At 69.8% G+C, this 16,083-nt stretch carries 19 protein-coding genes; 8 read left to right on the forward strand and 11 right to left on the reverse strand.

Going from position 1 to position 16,083, the window contains the following annotated elements:
- Window positions 1–8: 8 nt before the first annotated feature.
- The 3 genes from AC1DYN_RS09700 to AC1DYN_RS09710 are packed head-to-tail and all read right to left on the reverse strand — an operon-like array spanning window position 9 to window position 3,659.
- On the reverse strand, window positions 9–1,535 hold the full coding sequence (locus AC1DYN_RS09700; RefSeq protein WP_477958921.1) for an amidase: 1,527 nt from the start codon (window positions 1,533–1,535) through the stop codon (window positions 9–11).
- Window positions 1,536–1,537: 2 nt separating this feature from the next.
- Entirely contained in the window at window positions 1,538–2,500 is a 963-nt protein-coding gene (locus AC1DYN_RS09705; protein ID WP_477958922.1) for a Bug family tripartite tricarboxylate transporter substrate binding protein, read from the reverse strand.
- Window positions 2,501–2,531: 31 nt separating this feature from the next.
- Window positions 2,532–3,659, reverse strand: coding sequence for an NAD(P)/FAD-dependent oxidoreductase (locus tag AC1DYN_RS09710; RefSeq protein WP_477958923.1), 1,128 nt, complete (start codon window positions 3,657–3,659; stop codon window positions 2,532–2,534).
- Window positions 3,660–3,690: 31 nt separating this feature from the next.
- Between AC1DYN_RS09710 and AC1DYN_RS09715 the strand changes: the two genes are divergently transcribed.
- Window positions 3,691–4,290 (forward strand): helix-turn-helix domain-containing protein, encoded by a 600-nt coding sequence (locus AC1DYN_RS09715; RefSeq protein WP_477958924.1) that lies wholly within the window; start codon window positions 3,691–3,693, stop codon window positions 4,288–4,290.
- Here the strand turns inward: AC1DYN_RS09715 and AC1DYN_RS09720 are convergent.
- On the reverse strand, window positions 4,285–5,196 hold the full coding sequence (locus AC1DYN_RS09720; RefSeq protein WP_477958925.1) for a LysR family transcriptional regulator: 912 nt from the start codon (window positions 5,194–5,196) through the stop codon (window positions 4,285–4,287). The two genes, AC1DYN_RS09715 and AC1DYN_RS09720, sit on opposite strands and share 6 nt — an antisense overlap.
- Before the next feature lie 88 nt (window positions 5,197–5,284).
- Between AC1DYN_RS09720 and AC1DYN_RS09725 the strand changes: the two genes are divergently transcribed.
- The 4 genes from AC1DYN_RS09725 to AC1DYN_RS09740 all read left to right on the forward strand — a co-directional run bounded on the left by AC1DYN_RS09725 (window position 5,285) and on the right by AC1DYN_RS09740 (window position 7,725).
- Entirely contained in the window at window positions 5,285–6,097 is an 813-nt protein-coding gene (locus AC1DYN_RS09725; RefSeq protein WP_477958926.1) for an NAD(P)H-dependent oxidoreductase, read from the forward strand.
- Complete coding sequence (locus tag AC1DYN_RS09730; RefSeq protein ID WP_477958927.1) at window positions 6,069–6,503, forward strand: DUF3806 domain-containing protein; 435 nt, start codon at window positions 6,069–6,071, stop codon at window positions 6,501–6,503. Before AC1DYN_RS09725 ends, AC1DYN_RS09730 begins: the two co-directional genes overlap by 29 nt.
- A gap of 24 nt (window positions 6,504–6,527) precedes the next feature.
- Entirely contained in the window at window positions 6,528–7,451 is a 924-nt protein-coding gene (locus tag AC1DYN_RS09735) for an aminotransferase class IV (RefSeq protein ID WP_477958928.1), read from the forward strand.
- A gap of 115 nt (window positions 7,452–7,566) precedes the next feature.
- Window positions 7,567–7,725, forward strand: a complete 159-nt coding sequence (locus tag AC1DYN_RS09740; RefSeq protein ID WP_477958929.1) for a hypothetical protein — start codon at window positions 7,567–7,569, stop codon at window positions 7,723–7,725.
- A gap of 27 nt (window positions 7,726–7,752) precedes the next feature.
- Here AC1DYN_RS09740 and AC1DYN_RS09745 read toward each other — a convergent pair whose 3' ends face one another.
- A complete protein-coding gene (locus AC1DYN_RS09745; RefSeq protein ID WP_477958930.1) occupies window positions 7,753–8,589 on the reverse strand; it encodes a YihY family inner membrane protein in 837 nt (278 codons plus the stop codon).
- 130 nt (window positions 8,590–8,719) lie between these two features.
- Here AC1DYN_RS09745 and AC1DYN_RS09750 point away from each other — a divergent pair, with 130 nt between their 5' ends.
- Window positions 8,720–9,787, forward strand: a complete 1,068-nt coding sequence (locus AC1DYN_RS09750; protein ID WP_477958931.1) for an extracellular catalytic domain type 1 short-chain-length polyhydroxyalkanoate depolymerase — start codon at window positions 8,720–8,722, stop codon at window positions 9,785–9,787.
- A gap of 6 nt (window positions 9,788–9,793) precedes the next feature.
- On the opposite strand, the gene AC1DYN_RS09755 is transcribed toward AC1DYN_RS09750, so the two are convergent.
- The 5 genes from AC1DYN_RS09755 to AC1DYN_RS09775 all read right to left on the reverse strand — a co-directional run bounded on the left by AC1DYN_RS09755 (window position 9,794) and on the right by AC1DYN_RS09775 (window position 13,795).
- Window positions 9,794–9,991 (reverse strand): hypothetical protein, encoded by a 198-nt coding sequence (locus AC1DYN_RS09755; RefSeq protein WP_477958932.1) that lies wholly within the window; start codon window positions 9,989–9,991, stop codon window positions 9,794–9,796.
- Window positions 9,992–10,113: 122 nt separating this feature from the next.
- Window positions 10,114–11,235, reverse strand: a complete 1,122-nt coding sequence (gene dnaN, locus AC1DYN_RS09760) for a DNA polymerase III subunit beta (protein WP_477958933.1) — start codon at window positions 11,233–11,235, stop codon at window positions 10,114–10,116.
- Between the two features lie 10 nt (window positions 11,236–11,245).
- Window positions 11,246–11,434, reverse strand: coding sequence for a plasmid-related protein (locus AC1DYN_RS09765; RefSeq protein ID WP_477958934.1), 189 nt, complete (start codon window positions 11,432–11,434; stop codon window positions 11,246–11,248).
- An 80-nt stretch (window positions 11,435–11,514) separates the two neighbouring features.
- The gene (locus tag AC1DYN_RS09770; protein WP_477958935.1) at window positions 11,515–12,756 is read right to left on the reverse strand and encodes a serine hydrolase domain-containing protein; all 1,242 of its coding nucleotides are present in this window, start codon (window positions 12,754–12,756) and stop codon (window positions 11,515–11,517) included.
- 4 nt (window positions 12,757–12,760) lie between these two features.
- Window positions 12,761–13,795, reverse strand: a complete 1,035-nt coding sequence (locus AC1DYN_RS09775; RefSeq protein WP_477958936.1) for an alpha/beta fold hydrolase — start codon at window positions 13,793–13,795, stop codon at window positions 12,761–12,763.
- 262 nt (window positions 13,796–14,057) lie between these two features.
- Between AC1DYN_RS09775 and AC1DYN_RS09780 the strand changes: the two genes are divergently transcribed.
- Together AC1DYN_RS09780 and AC1DYN_RS09785 are read left to right on the forward strand one after the other, a co-directional pair.
- The gene (locus tag AC1DYN_RS09780) at window positions 14,058–14,537 is read left to right on the forward strand and encodes a carboxymuconolactone decarboxylase family protein (protein WP_477958937.1); all 480 of its coding nucleotides are present in this window, start codon (window positions 14,058–14,060) and stop codon (window positions 14,535–14,537) included.
- 10 nt (window positions 14,538–14,547) lie between these two features.
- Window positions 14,548–14,958, forward strand: coding sequence for a cupin domain-containing protein (locus AC1DYN_RS09785; RefSeq protein ID WP_477958938.1), 411 nt, complete (start codon window positions 14,548–14,550; stop codon window positions 14,956–14,958).
- Here the strand turns inward: AC1DYN_RS09785 and AC1DYN_RS09790 are convergent.
- Window positions 14,918–15,922: a LysR family transcriptional regulator gene (locus AC1DYN_RS09790; RefSeq protein ID WP_477958939.1), complete on the reverse strand. Its 1,005-nt coding sequence runs from the start codon at window positions 15,920–15,922 to the stop codon at window positions 14,918–14,920. The genes AC1DYN_RS09785 and AC1DYN_RS09790 overlap by 41 nt on opposite strands.
- Window positions 15,923–16,083 lie beyond the last annotated feature (161 nt).

Below are 16,083 nucleotides of genomic sequence, written 5' to 3' on the forward strand. Positions count from 1 at the left end.
CGGCGCACCTACACGGCGGTCATGCCCGCGGCAGGGCCGCCCTCCCCGCCCTGCACGGGCGGGTGCGTCACGATGGATTTCAGCGCCGGCTGCGCCGCCTGCAGCGCGGCGAGCGCGGGCCGCGGCCGGCGCAGCGCAGCCTGGCCGTCGAAGGCCTGCTCCAGCGCCTGCGCCGCCGCCAGCAGCGCGCCATCGCCGCGCAACCGCCCCACCACCTGCAGGCCGAAGGGCATGCCGTGCTCGTCGCGGCCGCAAGGCAGCGACAAGGCCGGGTTGGTCGCGAGCGTCACCACGTAGGTCAGGCCCAGCCACTGGTAGTAGTTGCGCATCGCCTGGCCGTCGATGCGGCCGGCATACAGCTCGGTCCACGGGAACGGCGTCAGCGGCGTGGTCGGTGCGAGCACCAGGTCGAACTGCTCGAACACCGTGGCGAAGCGCCGCGCGATGCGGGTCTGCTCCAGGTGCGCCCAGGCGCGGTCGGCCAGCGTGATCGCCGCCGCCATCTCGACATTGGCGCGCACGTTGGGCCCCAGCGTCTCGGGGGCCCGGCGGTAGGTGTCGGCGAACGCGGCGACGAAGCTTTCGGCGCGCAGCACGTCGAAGGCCCGGTCGGGGTCGCCCAGCTGCCAGTCGATCGGCTCGCAGCGCGCCACCCACGGCCGGATCGCCTCGATGCGGTCGCGGAAGACGCGCCGGATCTCCGGGTCGACGATGCACATGCCGAAGTCTTCGGAGTAGCCGATGCGCAGCGTCGACAAGTCGACCTGCCGCAGCGGCCACAGCGCGTCGGGCGAGGCGTCGACCGACAGCGGGTCGTGCGCATCGAAGCCGACGCTGGCCGACAGCTGCAGCGCGGTGTCGGCCACGTCGCGGCCCATCGGCCCGAGCACCGACAGCACCGACCAGCCGAGCGGACGCGCGGTGTTGGCGACCAGCCCCGGCGACGGCCGCAGCCCGACCACGCCGCACAGCGCCGCCGGGATGCGCAGCGAGCCGCCGGTGTCGGAACCGGTGCAGATCGGCAGCATGTCGGTGGCCAGCGCGGCGGCCGAGCCGCCCGACGAGCCGCCGGCGTTGAGCGCCGGGTCGAACGGGTTGCCGGTGGCGCCCCACACCGGGTTGCGCGTGTTGGCGCCGGCCCCCATGTCGGGCACGTTGGTCTTGGCGGTGACGATGGCGCCGGCCGCGCGCAGGCGGGCCACCAGCGTGTTGTCGGCCGACGGCACGTTGCCGCGCAGGCCGGCGTTGCCGTACGTGGTGAGCAGGCCGGCGGTGTCCTGCAGGTCCTTCACGCCGAGCGGCAGGCCGTGCAGGGCGCCGAGCGGTGCGCCCGCCATCACCTGCGCCTCGGCCGCGCGCGCCTGTTCCAGCGCGCGCTCGAACCCGGTGGCCGCGATCGCGTTGACGGCCGGGTTGAAGCGCTCGATGCGGGCGATGCAGGCCTGCATCAACTCGACCGGCGAGATCTCGCGGCGGCCGATCAGGCGCCGCAGATCGAGGGCGGAACGTTCGGGCAGTTCGGTGTCGGGATGCATGCTCACTCCGCCTGGATGTTCGCCTTGTGCACATAGGCCCGCAGCAGCGGCAGCTCCCGGGCCACGCGCCGGCCGTAGGCACTGCCGGGCTCGTAGGCGACGTCGAGCCCGGTCTTCTTCAGCTCGCCGCGGATGCCGGCGTCGGCCACAGTATCGGCCAGGGCCTTGCCCAGCGCATCGCGCGCCGCCGCCGGCAGGCCGCGCGGGGCCACGATGGCGATCCACGGCACCATCTCGTAGTCGGGGTAGCCGGCCTCGGCCACGGTGGGCACGTCCGGCAACGACGGCGAGCGCTTCGGCGTGGTCACGGCCAGCGCCTTGACCTTGCCGGCCTGCAGCATCGGCAGCGCCGCGACGTTGGTGTCGATGCTCAGCTGCACCTGCCCGCCGATCAGGTCGCTCATCGCCGGCGCGCTGCCCTTGTAGGGCACGTGCAGCAGGTCGATGCCGGCGACCAGCTTGAGCATCTCGCCGGCCAGGTGCGACGTGGTGCCGTTGCCGAACGAGCCATACGACACCTGGCCCGGCTTGCTGCGCGCCAGCGCCACCAGCTCCTTCAGGTTCTGCACCGGCAGCGCCTTGTTGGCCAGGATCACCAGCGGCGAGGTGCCGACCAGGCCGATCGCCTCGAAACTCTGCTGCGGGTCGTAGCCCAGGCGCTCGCGCAGCGCCGGGTTCACCGTGAAGGTGGTGTTGGAGCTGATCAGCAGCGTGTAGCCGTCGGGCGCGGCGCGCGCCACCGCGGTCGCGCCGATCACGGTGCCGGCACCGGCCTTGTTGTCGACGATGACCGGCTGGCCCAGCCGTTCGCCCAGGCCGCGCGCGAGGATGCGGCCCAGCGTGTCGGTGGCGCCGCCCGGCGGAAAGGGCACGACCAGGGTCACCGGCTTGTCGGGCCAGGCGGGCGCAGCCGCGGCGATCAGCGGCGCGGCGGCCAGCAACAGGGCAGCGAGGGCTTGTTTCATGGTCGGGTCCTTTCAGGGGGTGAGGGGGTGCTCAGCGCAGGCGGCGCGGATCGGTGGTGGCCGGATCCACGCCGTGGCGCCGCAGCGCCTCGGGCAGCGGCTGGCCCAGCAGCAGCGCTGCGGCCAGGGCCGACGCGCCGGCGGCGGTCTGGATGCCGTAGCCGCCCTGCGCGGCGAGCCAGAAGAAGCCGGGACAGTCAGCGTCCCAGCCGATCGCCAGTTCGCCGTCGGGCACGAAGCTGCGCAGCCCGGCCCAGGTGCTGGCGGGGCGGCGGATCTGCAGCRTGCTGACCGATTCGATGTGGTGGATGCCGGTGGCGATGTCCAGCTCCTCGGGCACGACGTCGTGCGCGAAGGTCGGGTCGGCGTTCGCCGGCGAGCCGAGCAGCCGGCCGGCATCGGCCTTGAAGTACCAGCTCTCGTCGATGCCGACCACCGCCGGCCAGCCGGCGACCTGCAGGCCCGGTGGCGCCTGGAAGGTGAAGGCACTGCGGCGTCGCGGCTCCACGCCCAGCGGCCGTGCGCCGCAGGCCGCCGCCAGCGTGTCGGCCCAGGCGCCGGCGGCGTTCACCACCACCTGCGCGCGCAGCGCCTCGCCGTCGTCCAGGCGCAGCTCCCAGCCACGGCCATCGCGGCGCGCGCCGGCCACCCGCGCCTGCACCTGCAGCGTGCCGCCCTCGCGGCGCAGGCCGCGCAGGAAGCCCTGGTGCAGCGCATGCACGTCGATGTCCTGCGCATCGCGCTCCAGCAGGGCGCCGTGCACCACCTCGGGTCGCAGGCACGGCACGAGGGCGAGCGCCGCCTGCGCATCCAGCCGCTCGACGCTGCCGCCGCTGTCGAGCAGCGCGCGCTGCATCGGCGCCAGCAGGCCCGCGTGCTCGTGCGTCGCCACGTAGAGCGCGCCGCGCGGGGCCAGCAACGCGCTGTCGGTGAAGCCCTCCGGCGGCGCTTCGTAGAACGCGCGGCTGGCGCGCGTCAAGGCCCGCACGCCGGGGGCGCCGTAGCTTTCCATGAACATCGCGGCCGAGCGGCCGGTGGCGTGGTAGCCGGGCTGCGCCTCCGCTTCCAGCAGCACCAGGCTGCGCTGGCCGGCCAGCCGGAAGCCGAGCGATGCACCGGCAATGCCGGCGCCGACGATGGCGACATCAAATTCTCTCATACGAGAATTCTCGCATGCGAGAATCGTGCCCATGCCCGGAAAATCCCTTGCTGCCCGCGCCGGCGCGGCGCCCCACCGCCATCATCTCGGCGAGCGCCTGCGGCAGCTGCGCAAGCACAGGCAGCTGACGCTGAAGGCCTTGTCCGAGCGATCGGGCGTGGCCCTGAGCACCTTGTCGAAGATCGAGCTGGGGCAGATCTCGGTCAGCTACGAGAAGCTGGCCGCGACGGCACGCGCGCTCGGCGCCGACATCGGCGAGCTGTTCGATCCGCGGGCGTCGGCCGCCCCGGCCGCGGCGCCGCGGGTGGTGCGTTCGACGATCGAGGAATCGCCGCGCTACGACAGCGACAGCTACGACTACCGCATGCTGGCGACCGGCTTCGCGGGCAAGCGCATGACGCCGCTGCACGGCCGGATCGTCGCCCGCCGCACCGACGAGTTCGCCGATTTCGTGCGCCACCCGGGCCAGGAGTTCGTCATCGTGCTGAAGGGCCGCGTGCGCCTGTGCTTCGAGACGGGCGAGACGGTCGACCTGAAGCGCCTGGAAACCGCGTACTTCGACAGTGGCATCGGGCACATCTACCTGTCGACCGGGGCGGGCGATGCCGAGGTGCTGGTGGTGATGTCATAGCCGAGCCGGCTGTTCGACGGAAGCGGCAAGGTGCTCGCGCAACCATTGGTGCGCCGGATCGCGGTGCGAACGCTCGTGCCAGAACATCGCCATCTCGAAGCCTGGCACCTCGACCGGCGGCTCGACGAGCTTCAGCGCCGGGTTGCCGCCCACCAGCCGCGACGGCAGCATCGCCACGAGGTCGGTGCCCGCCAGCGCCGACAGCGCGAACAGGAAGTGCGGCACCGACAACACCACCCGCCGCGCGACGCCTGCCGCCGCCAGCGCGTCGTCGGTGAACCCTTGGAAGCTGCCGCCGTCCGGCGACACGATCAGGTGATCGAGGGTGCAGAACTGCGCCAGCGTGGGCCGGCGCTTCAGGCGCGGGTGGCCGGCCCGCCCGGCAAGGACATAGCGCTCCGAGAACAGCACCCGGTGGCGCAAGCCGGGCGGCGCGTACTGCGTGGCGTGCAGGGCCAGGTCGATCTCCCCCTGCTCGGCCTGCCGGGCCATGCGCGACGGCGCAGACCCGAGCACCGCCAAGCGGGTGCCCGGCGCCGCCGTGCGCAAGCCGGCCAGCGCCGGCTGCACGATCGTCAGTTCGCCATAGTCGGCCGCGGCGACGGACCAGGTGTGGGTGGCGCGGGCCGGGTCGAAGGGGTCGGCCGGCGACACCGCGCGCTGCAGCCCTTCGAGCGCCTGCCGCAAGGGTTCGCGCAGTTCGTCGGCCCTGGCGGTCGGCCGCATGCCGCGCGGCCCGGGCAGCAGCAAGGGATCGCCGAAGATGTCCCGCAGCTTCGCGAGGTGCACGCTGACCGAGGGCTGAGAGAAGTTCAGCCGTTGCGCGGCCCGGGTCACGTTGTGCTCGGACAGCAGCACGTCCAGCGTCACCAGCAGGTTGAGGTCGAGCCGGCGGAGATCATTCATCGCAATACCTGCCATCCTGAGAATTCATTTCCAATATAGCGGCTGCGGCCGGACGATGCAGCCATTCCTGCAACGAAGGCCTGTGCCCATGAACATCCTGCTCGTCCACGCCCACCCCGAACCTCGCTCGTTGAACGGCTCGCTGAAGAGCTTCACGGTGGCGCGCCTCGAAGCCGCCGGGCATGTCGTGCAGGTATCCGACCTGTATGCGATGAACTGGAAGGCCACGCTCGACGCGGCCGACAGCCGGGCCCCGCGGACGCAGGCGCGCTTCGACCCGGCACTCGACTCCAAGCATGCGTTCGAGAACGGCCTGCAAAGCGAGGACATCGCGCTCGAGCAGGACAAGCTGCGCTGGGCCGACACCGTGATCCTGCAGTTTCCGCTGTGGTGGTTCTCGATGCCGGCGATCCTGAAGGGCTGGGTCGAGCGTGTCTATGCCTATGGCTTCGGGTACGGCGTCGGGGAGCATTCCGATGCGCGCTGGGGCGACCGCTACGGCGAAGGCACGCTGGCCGGCAAGCGGGCGATGCTGATCGTGACGGCGGGCGGGTGGGAATCCCACTACGCGCCGCGCGGCGTCAACGGGCCGATCGACGACCTGCTGTTCCCGATCCAGCACGGCATCCTGTACTACCCCGGCTTCGACGTGCTGCCGCCGTTCGTGGTGTACCGGACCGGCCGGATGGACGACGCGCGATTCGCGGCGATCCACGAGGAACTCGGCCGGCGCCTGGATGCCCTGGAGACGACGGCACCGATCCCGTTCCGTGCGCAGAATGCCGGCGCGTACGAGATCCCGGCCCTCACGTTGCGGCCGGACATTGCGCCGGATCGGGTAGGCTTCGGCGCGCACATTGCCTGGCCCCACCATGACTCAACGCATCGAAGCCCCGAATGAGCAGGACATCGACCACATCGCCCGGCTGCTGATCCACGCCGGCGAGCTGACGAACGAGGTGACGGGCCAGCCGCTGTCGGCCCGGCTGTCGGACCTGCCGCTGTTGCAGCAGGTGCTGGACGCCGGGGTGATCGAACCCGAGGCGACGTACTCGCTGCAGTCGCTCGGCATCGCCTTCGGCAAGGTCTTCGTCAACTGCAACGAGCACTACGACTGGTGGATGGTCGAGGATGAATACGGCCGGGACCCGGCCGTGCGCTACAAGGAAACGAGCCTGCTCGTCTTCCCGCAGACGATGATCTCCAAGCGGATCGAGGACGGCGAGGACATCCAACTGCCGGCGTTCTACGAGAACCTGGTCGACCAGCTCGAGGAAATCCGGGCCGAGAACTACGCCGGCGACTAGCCGTTCCCACCAGGACGCACACCGATGAGCGACATCCCGAAGCCACCCCGCCCGTTCTCGTTCGAAGGCGGCTGCGCCTTCGCCGACGGTGCCTACGTGCCGCTGTCCGAGGCGAAGATCTCGCTGTTCGACTGGGGCTTCACGCGATCGGACGCCACCTACGACGTGGCGAGCACTTGGCAGGGCGCGTTCTTCCGCCTCGACACGCACATCGACCGCTTCTTCGCGAGCCTCGAGAAGATGCGCCTGGCGATCCCGCACAGCCGCGCCGAGCTGCGCGACATCCTGCATGGCTGCGTGCGTGCCGGCGGGCTGCAGGATGCGTATGTCGCGATGGTCTGCACGCGGGGCGTGCCGCCGCGCGGCGTGCGCGATCCGCGGCTGGCGGTGAACCGCTTCTACGCCTACGCCTTGCCCTTCGTGTGGATCGCACCGAAGGAGAAGCAGCTCGCCGGCATCGACCTGCACGTGAGCGACCGCATCCGCATCGCGCCCGAGTCGGTCGACCCGACGGTGAAGAACTACCACTGGATCGACCTGGTGCAGTCGATGTTCGATGCCTACGACCGCGGGCGCGACACCAGCTGCGTGGTGGATGCCAGCGGCAACATCGCCGAGGGGCCGGGCTTCAACGTCTTCATGGTCAAGGACGGTGTCGTGCACACGGCGGACCGCGGCGTGCTCGAAGGCGTGTCGCGGCGCACGGCGATCGAGCTGTGCGAGCGGCTGGCGATCCCGTTGCGCGTCGGGCCGGTGCCGGTCGAGGCCTTCCGGCGCGCCGACGAGGTCTTCCTCACGTCCACCGGCGGCGGCATCCTGCCGATCGCGCGGCTGGACGGGCAGGCGCTGCCGCGGTTTCCGGGGCCGGTGACGGTGCGGCTGTCAGACGCATACTGGGCGCTGCACGACGAGCCGGCATACCGCGATCCGGTCGACTACTCGCAATGACTCACATGGACTCGATGAGCCACTCGGGCCCCATGCGGACAAAGTCCTCATTCCTCCGGTTCGAGCCCGGGCGCCTCCGAGGGTGTACCCTGCACCCTCACCAACGGAGAACTGAATGGCCATTCAAGCACAGCGAAATCGGGCACGGCTGCACGTCCTGCGGGACAACGTCCACCGCGCCAAGCGCGACGTGAAGCGCGGGCTTGCGGGTGCTGCAGAGCGCCTGAAGATGCACAAGGCCGCGCGCCTGGCCTACGCAGAAACGGGCAAGTAAGCCGCCGGGTGCCGGCCTCCTGAACGATCAGGCCGGCGCCTTGGCCCGGGGCGCCTTGCCCGCGGGCCGCTTCTGCGTGCGGGCGATGTTGGACGTGACCAGCGCCGCTGCCAGCGTCACCAGCCACGAGAAATACACCCACAGCAGGAACACCGGGAACGCCGCGAACGCGCCGTACACCGTCTTGTAGGTCGGGATCTTCAGCACATAGGCCGCGAAGCCGCGCTTGCCCAGCTCGAACCCGATGCTGGCGATCAGGCCGCCGACGATGGCATCGCGCCGCCGCACCTTCGCGTTCGGCACGAAATAGAACAGGCTGGTCAGCACCAGCAGGCCCATCACCACCGGCCCCAGCGTCAACACGAACTTGACCGACGGCGGCAAGGTTTCGATCAGGCCGGCCGACGCGCTGACCGCATACGACGTCGCCCACAGGCTCGCGCCCAGCACCGGCGGCCCCACCGCGATCATCAGCAGGTACATGCCCACGCGCTTCAGGAACGGCCGGTTCTTCTTCACCTTCCAGATCTGGTTGAGCGCGTTCTCCACCGTCAGCAGCAAGGCCACCGCCGTCACCACCAGGAACAGCGAGCCCACCAGCGTCAGGCCGCTCGCGTTGGCCGCGAACTGGTTCAGGTACTTCAGCACCGTGCGCGCGATGTCGGCCGGCAGCAGGCTCTTCAGCAAGATCTCCTCGATCGCGTCCTCGAGCCGCCGGAAGACCGGGAAGCGCGTGAACAGCGCGAAGCACACCGCGAGGAACGGCACGATCGACAGCACGGTCGTGAAGGTCAGGCTGCCGGCGATCTGCGGCAGGCGTTCCTGGCGGGCGCGCTGGATGGTGAGCTTGATCAGGCTGAACATATGCGGCGCCATTGTGCCGGGGCGCGAAATTGCGTAGTCCGAGTCCTGCACGCTGATGCGCGTTTCCCACAGAGCACGGATCCTCAAAGGGGCGCATGATTGCTGCATTGCAGCATTCTCGGATGTACCCATGAACTTCGAATCCATCTCGCGGACCATCGACCGCGCGCTGTCGGCTGCGGGCCTCGGCCGCGCCAACGTCAGTGCCCGCTTCGTGCGCGACACCATCGACCAGGCGATGAAGGCCGGCGGGCTCGGTGGCCCGGGCGTGCTGCCCACGGCAGAGCGGCGGGCTCCCGTCCTGCCGGAAGGGCTGGACGACGAGGCAGGTGTCTTCCTGGAGCGCACCCACACAAGTGCGCACGGCAGCCGCAGTTACAGGCTCTACGTGCCTTCGGGCTACGACGGCTCACCGAGGCCGCTGCTGCTGATGCTGCACGGGTGCAAGCAGGACCCGGAGGATTTCGCGGCCGGCACGCGCATGAACGAGCTGGCGGAACGACATGGTTTCCTGGTGGCGTACCCGGCGCAGACGGCGCGCGCCAATGGCTCGAACTGCTGGAACTGGTTCGATCGCACGCAGCAGACGCGCGAAGGGCCGGAGCCTTCGCTGCTGGCAGGCATCGTCGACGACATCGGCGACAGCCACGCGGTCGATCCGGCGCGGGTCTTCGTGGCCGGCCTGTCTGCCGGCGCAGCGATGGCGTTGATCCTGGCTGCCGCCTATCCCGACGTGTTCGCCGGCGTGGCCGCGCACTCCGGGCTGCCGGTAGGGTCCGCACACGACGTGCCTTCGGCCTTCGCAGCGATGCAGGCGCGGCGCGCACCGGGGGCCCCACGATCGGCCGCGATCGGCGTGCCGACCATCGTGTTCCATGGCGATGCCGACACCACCGTCAACGCAATGAACGGCGCCGCCATCATCAGCCAGGCCGTTGCCGCATTCGAGCGGGACAGCGCCGTCCTGCAGCGCAGCGAGCGCGTGGAACCTTCGGTGAACGGCCGGCGCTGCACGACCAGACGCTTCGACGACGGCGAAGGCCGCACGCTGGTCGAGGAATGGGTGGTGCATGGCGGCACGCACAGCTGGTGCGGCGGCAGCCCCGAGGGCTCGTACACCGATGCGACCGGGCCGGACGCGTCGGCCGAGATCGTGCGCTTCTTCCTCGATCGCGGCGTCGGCGGCCACGCGGCCTGAAGGCGATCAGGCCGCGCTGGGGTGCTCCCTGCGCGGCTCGATCGGGTTGTTGCCCGGTTGCCCGTCTTTCTCCTTGAGCCGCAGCTGTTCCGCGGCCAAGGCCTCGATGACGGCATCGATGGCCGCCATGTCGGGAACGGGGGCGGCTTTCAGCTCGGACAACTTTTCCTGCAACGCCCGGTAATGGCTCGAGTCGATGGCCATGGTCTTCTCCTGAAGTGGACGCACCAAGAATAGACATCGGGCGCGCCAAGTCCTGTCGGAGGACGCGACCGCGACGCGTAGGGATCCCGGCATGACCTGCCAGCCCCGCGCGAGACCCCGCTTCACAGCCGCATCGGACTGACCACGTACTTGAAACCGGCGCGGTCCGGGAACGTGAAGAGCACGCTGGAACCGGCGTCCTGCAGCTCCATCCTGACCATGTCGGCATCCGCGTTGCTCAAGACGTCCAGCAGGTAGGTGACGTTGAAGCCGATCTCGATGCTGTCACCGCCGTAGTCGATCTCGAGGTCTTCGTCGGCCTCTTCGCGTTCGGCGTTGCTGGATGCGATGCGCAAGGTCCCCGGCGCGACATGGACCCGGATGCCCCTGAACTTGTCGCTGGTCAGGATCGATGCACGCTGCAGGCTCGCCAGCAAAGGCGCCCGCCCGAGCGTGACGGCATGATGGTTGTTCTTCGGGATGTACCGCTCGAAGTCCGGGAACTGTCCTTCGATCAGCTTGGTGACGAAGGTGACGCCGTTCAGCGCGAAACGGGCCTGCGCAGCGGCGAACCGGATCTCGACCTGCGACTCGCCCTCGGCACCCGGGGCGTCGCGCAGGTGGCGCTGCAGTTCGTGCACCGCCTTGCGCGGCAGGATGACCTGCTGCCGGGGCAGCTCGACGTCGACAACGGCCTCGGCCAGCGCCATGCGATTGCCGTCGGTGGCCACGAGCCGCAGGCGCTTGCCATCGGCGACGAACAGCAGGCCATTCAGGAAGTAGCGGAAGTCCTGCACCGCCATCGCGAACCCCACCTGCTCGATCAGGCCCTTGAGCACCGATTGCGCAAGACGAAGCGAGGGGCCCGTGTCGGGCGCTTCGGCGACGAGTGGGAAACCCTGCGCCGGCAGCGTGTGGAGCATGAAGCGGCTGCGGCCGCCCTGCAGCTTCAGCTTGTCGGYATCGGCCGTGAGCGTCACCACCTGGTCGGCCGGCATCGCCCGAAGGATGTCGATCAGCTTGCGGGCGTTGACGGTGGTCGAGAAATCGGCATCGTCGCCGGCAAGCTCGAGCCGATGGCGGACCTGGATGTCGAGGTCGCTGGCGGTCAGCTCGACCTGCCGGCCCGATTTGCGCACCAGCACATTGGCCAGGATCGGCACGGTGTGGCGCCGCTCGACGACACCGCAGACCGCTTGCAATGCACCCAGCACCTCGGCTTGCGTTGCTCTCAGGACGATCATCGATGACCTTTCAGTGGCGCTCTGGCTTGGCTTGACCGAAGAGCTGCGCCTGTTCGGTCGAGTGCTTCGCGGCGAACGCGCGCATGAAATCCCTCAGCACCTCCGAGGCGACCAGGCCCTGCGCCTGGCATGCCTGGACGAATGCGTCACGCAGTTCTCGCTCGACGCGTATGCGCATGCCTGCATCCTTGGTGTTCATGGTTCGCCTCCGCATTGGATACACACATGTGTATCCATCTTGGACGAAACTATACACCGCCGGCGGCTCGCGCGGCTTCCTCACCAGTCGCCATAGGCGGCGACGATCCCCCGCAGCAACGCATCCCGCTCTGCCCCCAGGTGGTTGCCGCTGGCATCGCCCGACGCGTCCTTGCCGACCGCCGTGTGCACCACCACCAGGTTCAGCACCGGGTCGACGAAGATGGCCTGCCCGTAGACCCCCAGCAGCGCGAAGCGCCTGTGCGTGCCCGGCAGCAGCCAGGTCTGCAACCCGTAGCCCTGGTAGGTGCTGCCGTGGTATTGCATGCGTCCGGGACGGAAGGCCTCGGGCTGCCGGGCCGCATCGGTCATGTCCAGCAGGTGCTCGCGCGACACGATGGCCGCGCCGCGCACCTGGCCGTCAGCGGCCATCATCCAACCCAGGCGCGCATAGTCGCGCAGCGTCGCGTTGAACCCGCCTTGCGCCACCTCGACCTGGTCGGCCGCGTTCAGCAGCCAGCTCGCCTGCGCCTGCGCGCCGATCGGCTTCCAGATCTTCTCGCCGACGTAGTCGCACAGCGTGCGGCGGGTCGCGCCGCGCAACACCAGGGCGAGCACCTGGGTCTGCGCGCCGGCGTAGTTGAATCGCTCGCCCTCCGGGTCGCTGCGCTCGGTCACCTCGCGCGCGGCCGCGACGTTGCCGCTGCGCCGCGCCGTCGCATTGAAGCGGGCCCGGTCGTCGTACGCCGAGTAGTCCTCGACATAGCGCGCGCCCGAGGCCATGCGCAGCAGGTTGACGATGCGCGTGCCGCCATACAGCGAGCCCTTGAGCTCGGGCACGTAGGTTTCGGCGCGGTCCTCCAGCGAATGGATCAGGCCTTCTTCCTGCGCCTTCAGCACGCCCAGCGCGGTGATGGTCTTGGCCATCGAGTTCGACAGCAGGCGCATCTCGCCGCTGCGCTGGTAGTTGTAGCGCTCGGCGACGATCTCGCCATCCTTCAGCACCAGCAGGCCGGTGGCGCGCTGGTGCTGCAGGTAGTCGTCGAGCGTGAAGCGCCGGCCCTGGTAGCGGTAGCTGAACGCCGTCTCCGCCGCTGCCTTCTTCAGCGGCAGCGGCTCGCCGGCCGGGGCCAGCGTGCAGGCCGGATTGAAGCTGTCCATCGCGCTGAACGAGCCGACCAGGAAGGGCTCCTCGTAGGCCTGCTTCAGCGTGCGTGCCGCGGGATAGCCCGCCGCCCGACCGAGGGCCTCCTCGTCCGGTGCGGCCGCGGCGGCCGCAACGATGAACCAGGAAAGCAGGGGCAGCAGGCGAAGGCGATTCATCCCGTCAGTATCGGTCCACGTCGATGACGGCCTGCGCGAAGGCCTGCGGCGCCTCCTGCGGCAGGTTGTGGCCGATGCCGCCCTGCAGCAGGCGGTGCGCGTACTTGCCGGTGAACCTGGCGCGATAGGTGGCCGGGTCGGCATGCGGGGCGCCGTTGGCGTCGCCCTCCATCGTGATCGTCGGCACGCCGATCGCCGGAAACTGGGCCAGCCGCTTCTCCAGCTCGTCGTACTGCGGCTCGCCCGCCGCCAGGCCCAGGCGCCAGCGGTAGTTGTGCACCGTGATCGCGACGTGGTCCGGGTTGTCGAACGAGGCCGCGCTGCGCTCGAAGGTGGCGGTGTCGAAGTTCCACATCGGCGAGGCCGTCTCCCAGATCAGCCGCGTGAACTCGCGGCGGTACCTGGCGTAACCCTCGACGCCGCGCTCGGTGGTGAGGTAGTACTGGTACCACCAGTCGTACTCGGCCTTCGGCGGCAGCGGGCGCTTGCCGGCGTCCACGTTGGTCATCAGGTAGCCGCTCACCGACACCAGGGCCTTGCAGCGCTGCGGGAACGCGGCCGCGATGATGCAGGCCGTGCGCGCGCCCCAGTCGAAGCCGGCGATGGTGGCCTTCGGGATCTTCAGCGCATCCATCAACGCGATGATGTCCAGCGCCACGGCCGATTGCTGCGCGTTGCGCACGGTGCCGGCCGACAGGAAGCGGGTGCTGCCGTAGCCGCGCAGGTGCGGCACGATCACGCGGTAGCCGGCCGCGGCCAGCAGCGGTGCGACGTCGACGAAGCTGTGGATGTCGTAGGGCCAGCCGTGCAGCAGGATCGCCACCGGGCCGTCGGCGGGGCCGGCTTCGGCATAGCCGATGTTCAGCACGCCGGCGTCGACCTGCTTCAGCGACGCGAACGAGGCGTTCGTTCCGGGCTTGATCGCGGGCACCGCCTGGGCCTGCGCGTTCTCGATGAGACCGAACGGAGCGGCGGCCATCGTGACGGCCGCGGCGCCGAACAGGCGGCGGCGCTGGAGGTTGATTTCGCTGCGGGACATGGGTGACTCCTGGAAGAACGGGGGGGATGAAGCAAGGCCTGCATTCTTGGAGCCGCTTCGGCCGGCAGCCGCCGATTGCGTATGCGCGTGTGTCGGCCGACGAAGTCGACACACTACGTTTCACACCATTGGTGCGGTGCGCTCAACACCGTGGTCCCCGCCGCATGCCTTCTGCCGCATGCCCTGCGCTCCTACGATTTCTCCATTCCGCACTGCGCAGGAAACGGGCCTCCCAGCCGCCCTGGGACTCACGGAGAACACCATGACCCAACGCGTCAACGCGGCCAAGCAATCGGCCACGCTCTTCAAGAAGTTCATCGAGTTCAGCAACACGCTCGAAGACAGCGCGATCGAGCCGACGATCCGCCACCTGGTCGACATCCGTGCCTCGCAGATCAACGGCTGCGCGTTCTGCCTCGACATGCACGTCAAGCAGGCGAAGATCCATGGCGAGCGCGAGCTGCGCCTGCACCACCTGGCCACCTGGCGCGAATCGACGCTGTTCGTGCCGCGCGAGCGCGCCGCGCTGGCCTGGACCGAGGTGCTCACCACGCTGCCCGCGCAAGGCGTGCCCGACGACCTCTACGAACGCGTGCGCACCCAGCTGTCCGAGAAGGAGATCTCCGACCTCACCTTCGCGGTGATGTCGATCAATGCCTGGAACCGCGTCAACGTCGCGTTCAAGACCGTGCCCGGCTCGGCCGACGCGATGTTCGGGCTGGACAAGGCCAACCTCAGCTGAGCGGCGCACCATGACCTCCACCCTCCAGACCCTGGGCGGCGCCGCGGTGCTGGCGCTCGCCGCGACGGGAACGTCGAAGGCCCAGACCGCGCCGCTGCCGACCGTGACGCCGGTGATGGCCCAGGCCCTGGCCGACCTGCCCGGCAAGGAAGCGCTGATGCTCACCGTCGAGTACCCGCCGGGCGGTGCCGACCCGGTGCACCGCCACGACGCCCACGCCTTCGTCTACGTGCTCGAAGGCTCGATCGTGATGCAGGTGAAAGGCGGCAAGGAAGTGACGCTCACGCCCGGGCAGAGCTTCTACGAAGGCCCGAAGGACGTGCACACGGTCGGCCGCAATGCCAGCAGCACGCAGCCGGCGAAGTTCGTCGTCGTGCTGCTCAAGAAGAAAGGTGTTGACGCGCTGCTGCCGGTGAAGTGAGCGCCGTGCAATCGAGGTCGAGCGCGCGGATCTGCGTCGTCATGTGGTCGATGAACACGCGGATCCGCGCCGGCAGCTGCCGGCGGTTCAGGTAGCACAGGTAGTGCCCGCGGTCGTCCGGCGCCTGCTCGCCCAGGCAGGCCACGAGCCGACCGGCCCGCAGCTCGTCGCAGGCCTGGTAGGCGGCGACCTGCGCGATGCCTTCGCCGGCCAGCACCGATTGCAGCACCAGGTCGGCATCGTTGAAGGTCTGCGCGGCCGGCAGCGCGATCTTGTGCAGCTGGCCGTCCCGCTTGAACTCCCAGTCGCAGACGCGGCCCGAGGCCCGCCGGAAGTTGATGCAACGGTGCGCGGCCAGCTCGTCGATGCCGCCAGGCAGGCCGTGCGCCCGCGCATAGCCGGGCGAGGCCACCACCAGCATCTGCATCGGGATCAGCTGCTTCGCGACGACCTGGCTGTCTTCCATGCGGCCGTTGCGGAACCACACGTCGATGCAGTCGGTCGTGAAATCGGCCGGGCGATCGTCGAGCAGCAGCTCGAGCGCGATCTGCGGGTAGCGCTCGCGAAACCCGCGCAGCAGCGGCGCCACCACCTTGCGCCCGAAGCCCACGGCCGAGCCGATGCGCAGCTGCCCGCGCGGTGGGCCCTGGCGCAGCTCGCGCATCTCGTCCAGCGCATGCGCGATGTGCGCGACGCCGGGGTGGCAGCTGGCGTAGAACAACTCGCCCTCGCGCGTCAGCGCCGTGCTGCGCGTGGTGCGGTGGAACAGCCGGGCGTCGAGCTGCGCTTCCAGCTTCTGCACGCTGCGGCTCACCGCCGAACGGCCGATGCCCAGGCGGTCTCCGGCCTTGGCGAAGCTGCCCTCGTTGGCGACGGCGATGAAGGCGACCACGCCGGCATAGCTGGTCGCGAAGCTGGTCGCCAGGGGGTCGGCGGCCGGTATCGAGCGGTTTGAGGCATCCATGTCCTGTAGAACACGCGAGCCCCCCGTCTTGTGACATGCCGGCCGCCGATGGCGGGTCCGATTGGTGAGCGCAAGGCAACACCGTGGTCCGCGCCGCAGGGCTTCCGGCCGTCGGCAGCGCTGCCTAGCATCCCGCCACTCCCCTCCCCTCTCCTGAAAGG

The sequence above is a fragment of the Rhizobacter sp. P2_D12 genome (genome assembly GCF_056404395.1).

Excerpts from the sequence above, each read along its gene's own strand:
- AC1DYN_RS09700 (WP_477958921.1), bottom strand. The coding sequence starts at position 1,535 with ATGCATCCCGACACCGAACTGCCCGAACGTTCCGCCCTCGATCTGCGG.
- AC1DYN_RS09705 (WP_477958922.1), bottom strand. The coding sequence starts at position 2,500 with ATGAAACAAGCCCTCGCTGCCCTGTTGCTGGCCGCCGCGCCGCTGATC.
- AC1DYN_RS09715 (WP_477958924.1), top strand. The coding sequence starts at position 3,691 with ATGCCCGGAAAATCCCTTGCTGCCCGCGCCGGCGCGGCGCCCCACCGC.
- AC1DYN_RS09720 (WP_477958925.1), bottom strand. The coding sequence starts at position 5,196 with ATGAATGATCTCCGCCGGCTCGACCTCAACCTGCTGGTGACGCTGGAC.
- AC1DYN_RS09725 (WP_477958926.1), top strand. The coding sequence starts at position 5,285 with ATGAACATCCTGCTCGTCCACGCCCACCCCGAACCTCGCTCGTTGAAC.
- AC1DYN_RS09730 (WP_477958927.1), top strand. The coding sequence starts at position 6,069 with ATGACTCAACGCATCGAAGCCCCGAATGAGCAGGACATCGACCACATC.
- AC1DYN_RS09735 (WP_477958928.1), top strand. The coding sequence starts at position 6,528 with ATGAGCGACATCCCGAAGCCACCCCGCCCGTTCTCGTTCGAAGGCGGC.
- AC1DYN_RS09740 (WP_477958929.1), top strand. The coding sequence starts at position 7,567 with ATGGCCATTCAAGCACAGCGAAATCGGGCACGGCTGCACGTCCTGCGG.
- AC1DYN_RS09745 (WP_477958930.1), bottom strand. The coding sequence starts at position 8,589 with ATGTTCAGCCTGATCAAGCTCACCATCCAGCGCGCCCGCCAGGAACGC.
- AC1DYN_RS09750 (WP_477958931.1), top strand. The coding sequence starts at position 8,720 with ATGAACTTCGAATCCATCTCGCGGACCATCGACCGCGCGCTGTCGGCT.
- AC1DYN_RS09755 (WP_477958932.1), bottom strand. The coding sequence starts at position 9,991 with ATGGCCATCGACTCGAGCCATTACCGGGCGTTGCAGGAAAAGTTGTCC.
- AC1DYN_RS09765 (WP_477958934.1), bottom strand. The coding sequence starts at position 11,434 with ATGAACACCAAGGATGCAGGCATGCGCATACGCGTCGAGCGAGAACTG.
- AC1DYN_RS09770 (WP_477958935.1), bottom strand. The coding sequence starts at position 12,756 with ATGAATCGCCTTCGCCTGCTGCCCCTGCTTTCCTGGTTCATCGTTGCG.
- AC1DYN_RS09775 (WP_477958936.1), bottom strand. The coding sequence starts at position 13,795 with ATGTCCCGCAGCGAAATCAACCTCCAGCGCCGCCGCCTGTTCGGCGCC.
- AC1DYN_RS09780 (WP_477958937.1), top strand. The coding sequence starts at position 14,058 with ATGACCCAACGCGTCAACGCGGCCAAGCAATCGGCCACGCTCTTCAAG.
- AC1DYN_RS09785 (WP_477958938.1), top strand. The coding sequence starts at position 14,548 with ATGACCTCCACCCTCCAGACCCTGGGCGGCGCCGCGGTGCTGGCGCTC.
- AC1DYN_RS09790 (WP_477958939.1), bottom strand. The coding sequence starts at position 15,922 with ATGGATGCCTCAAACCGCTCGATACCGGCCGCCGACCCCCTGGCGACC.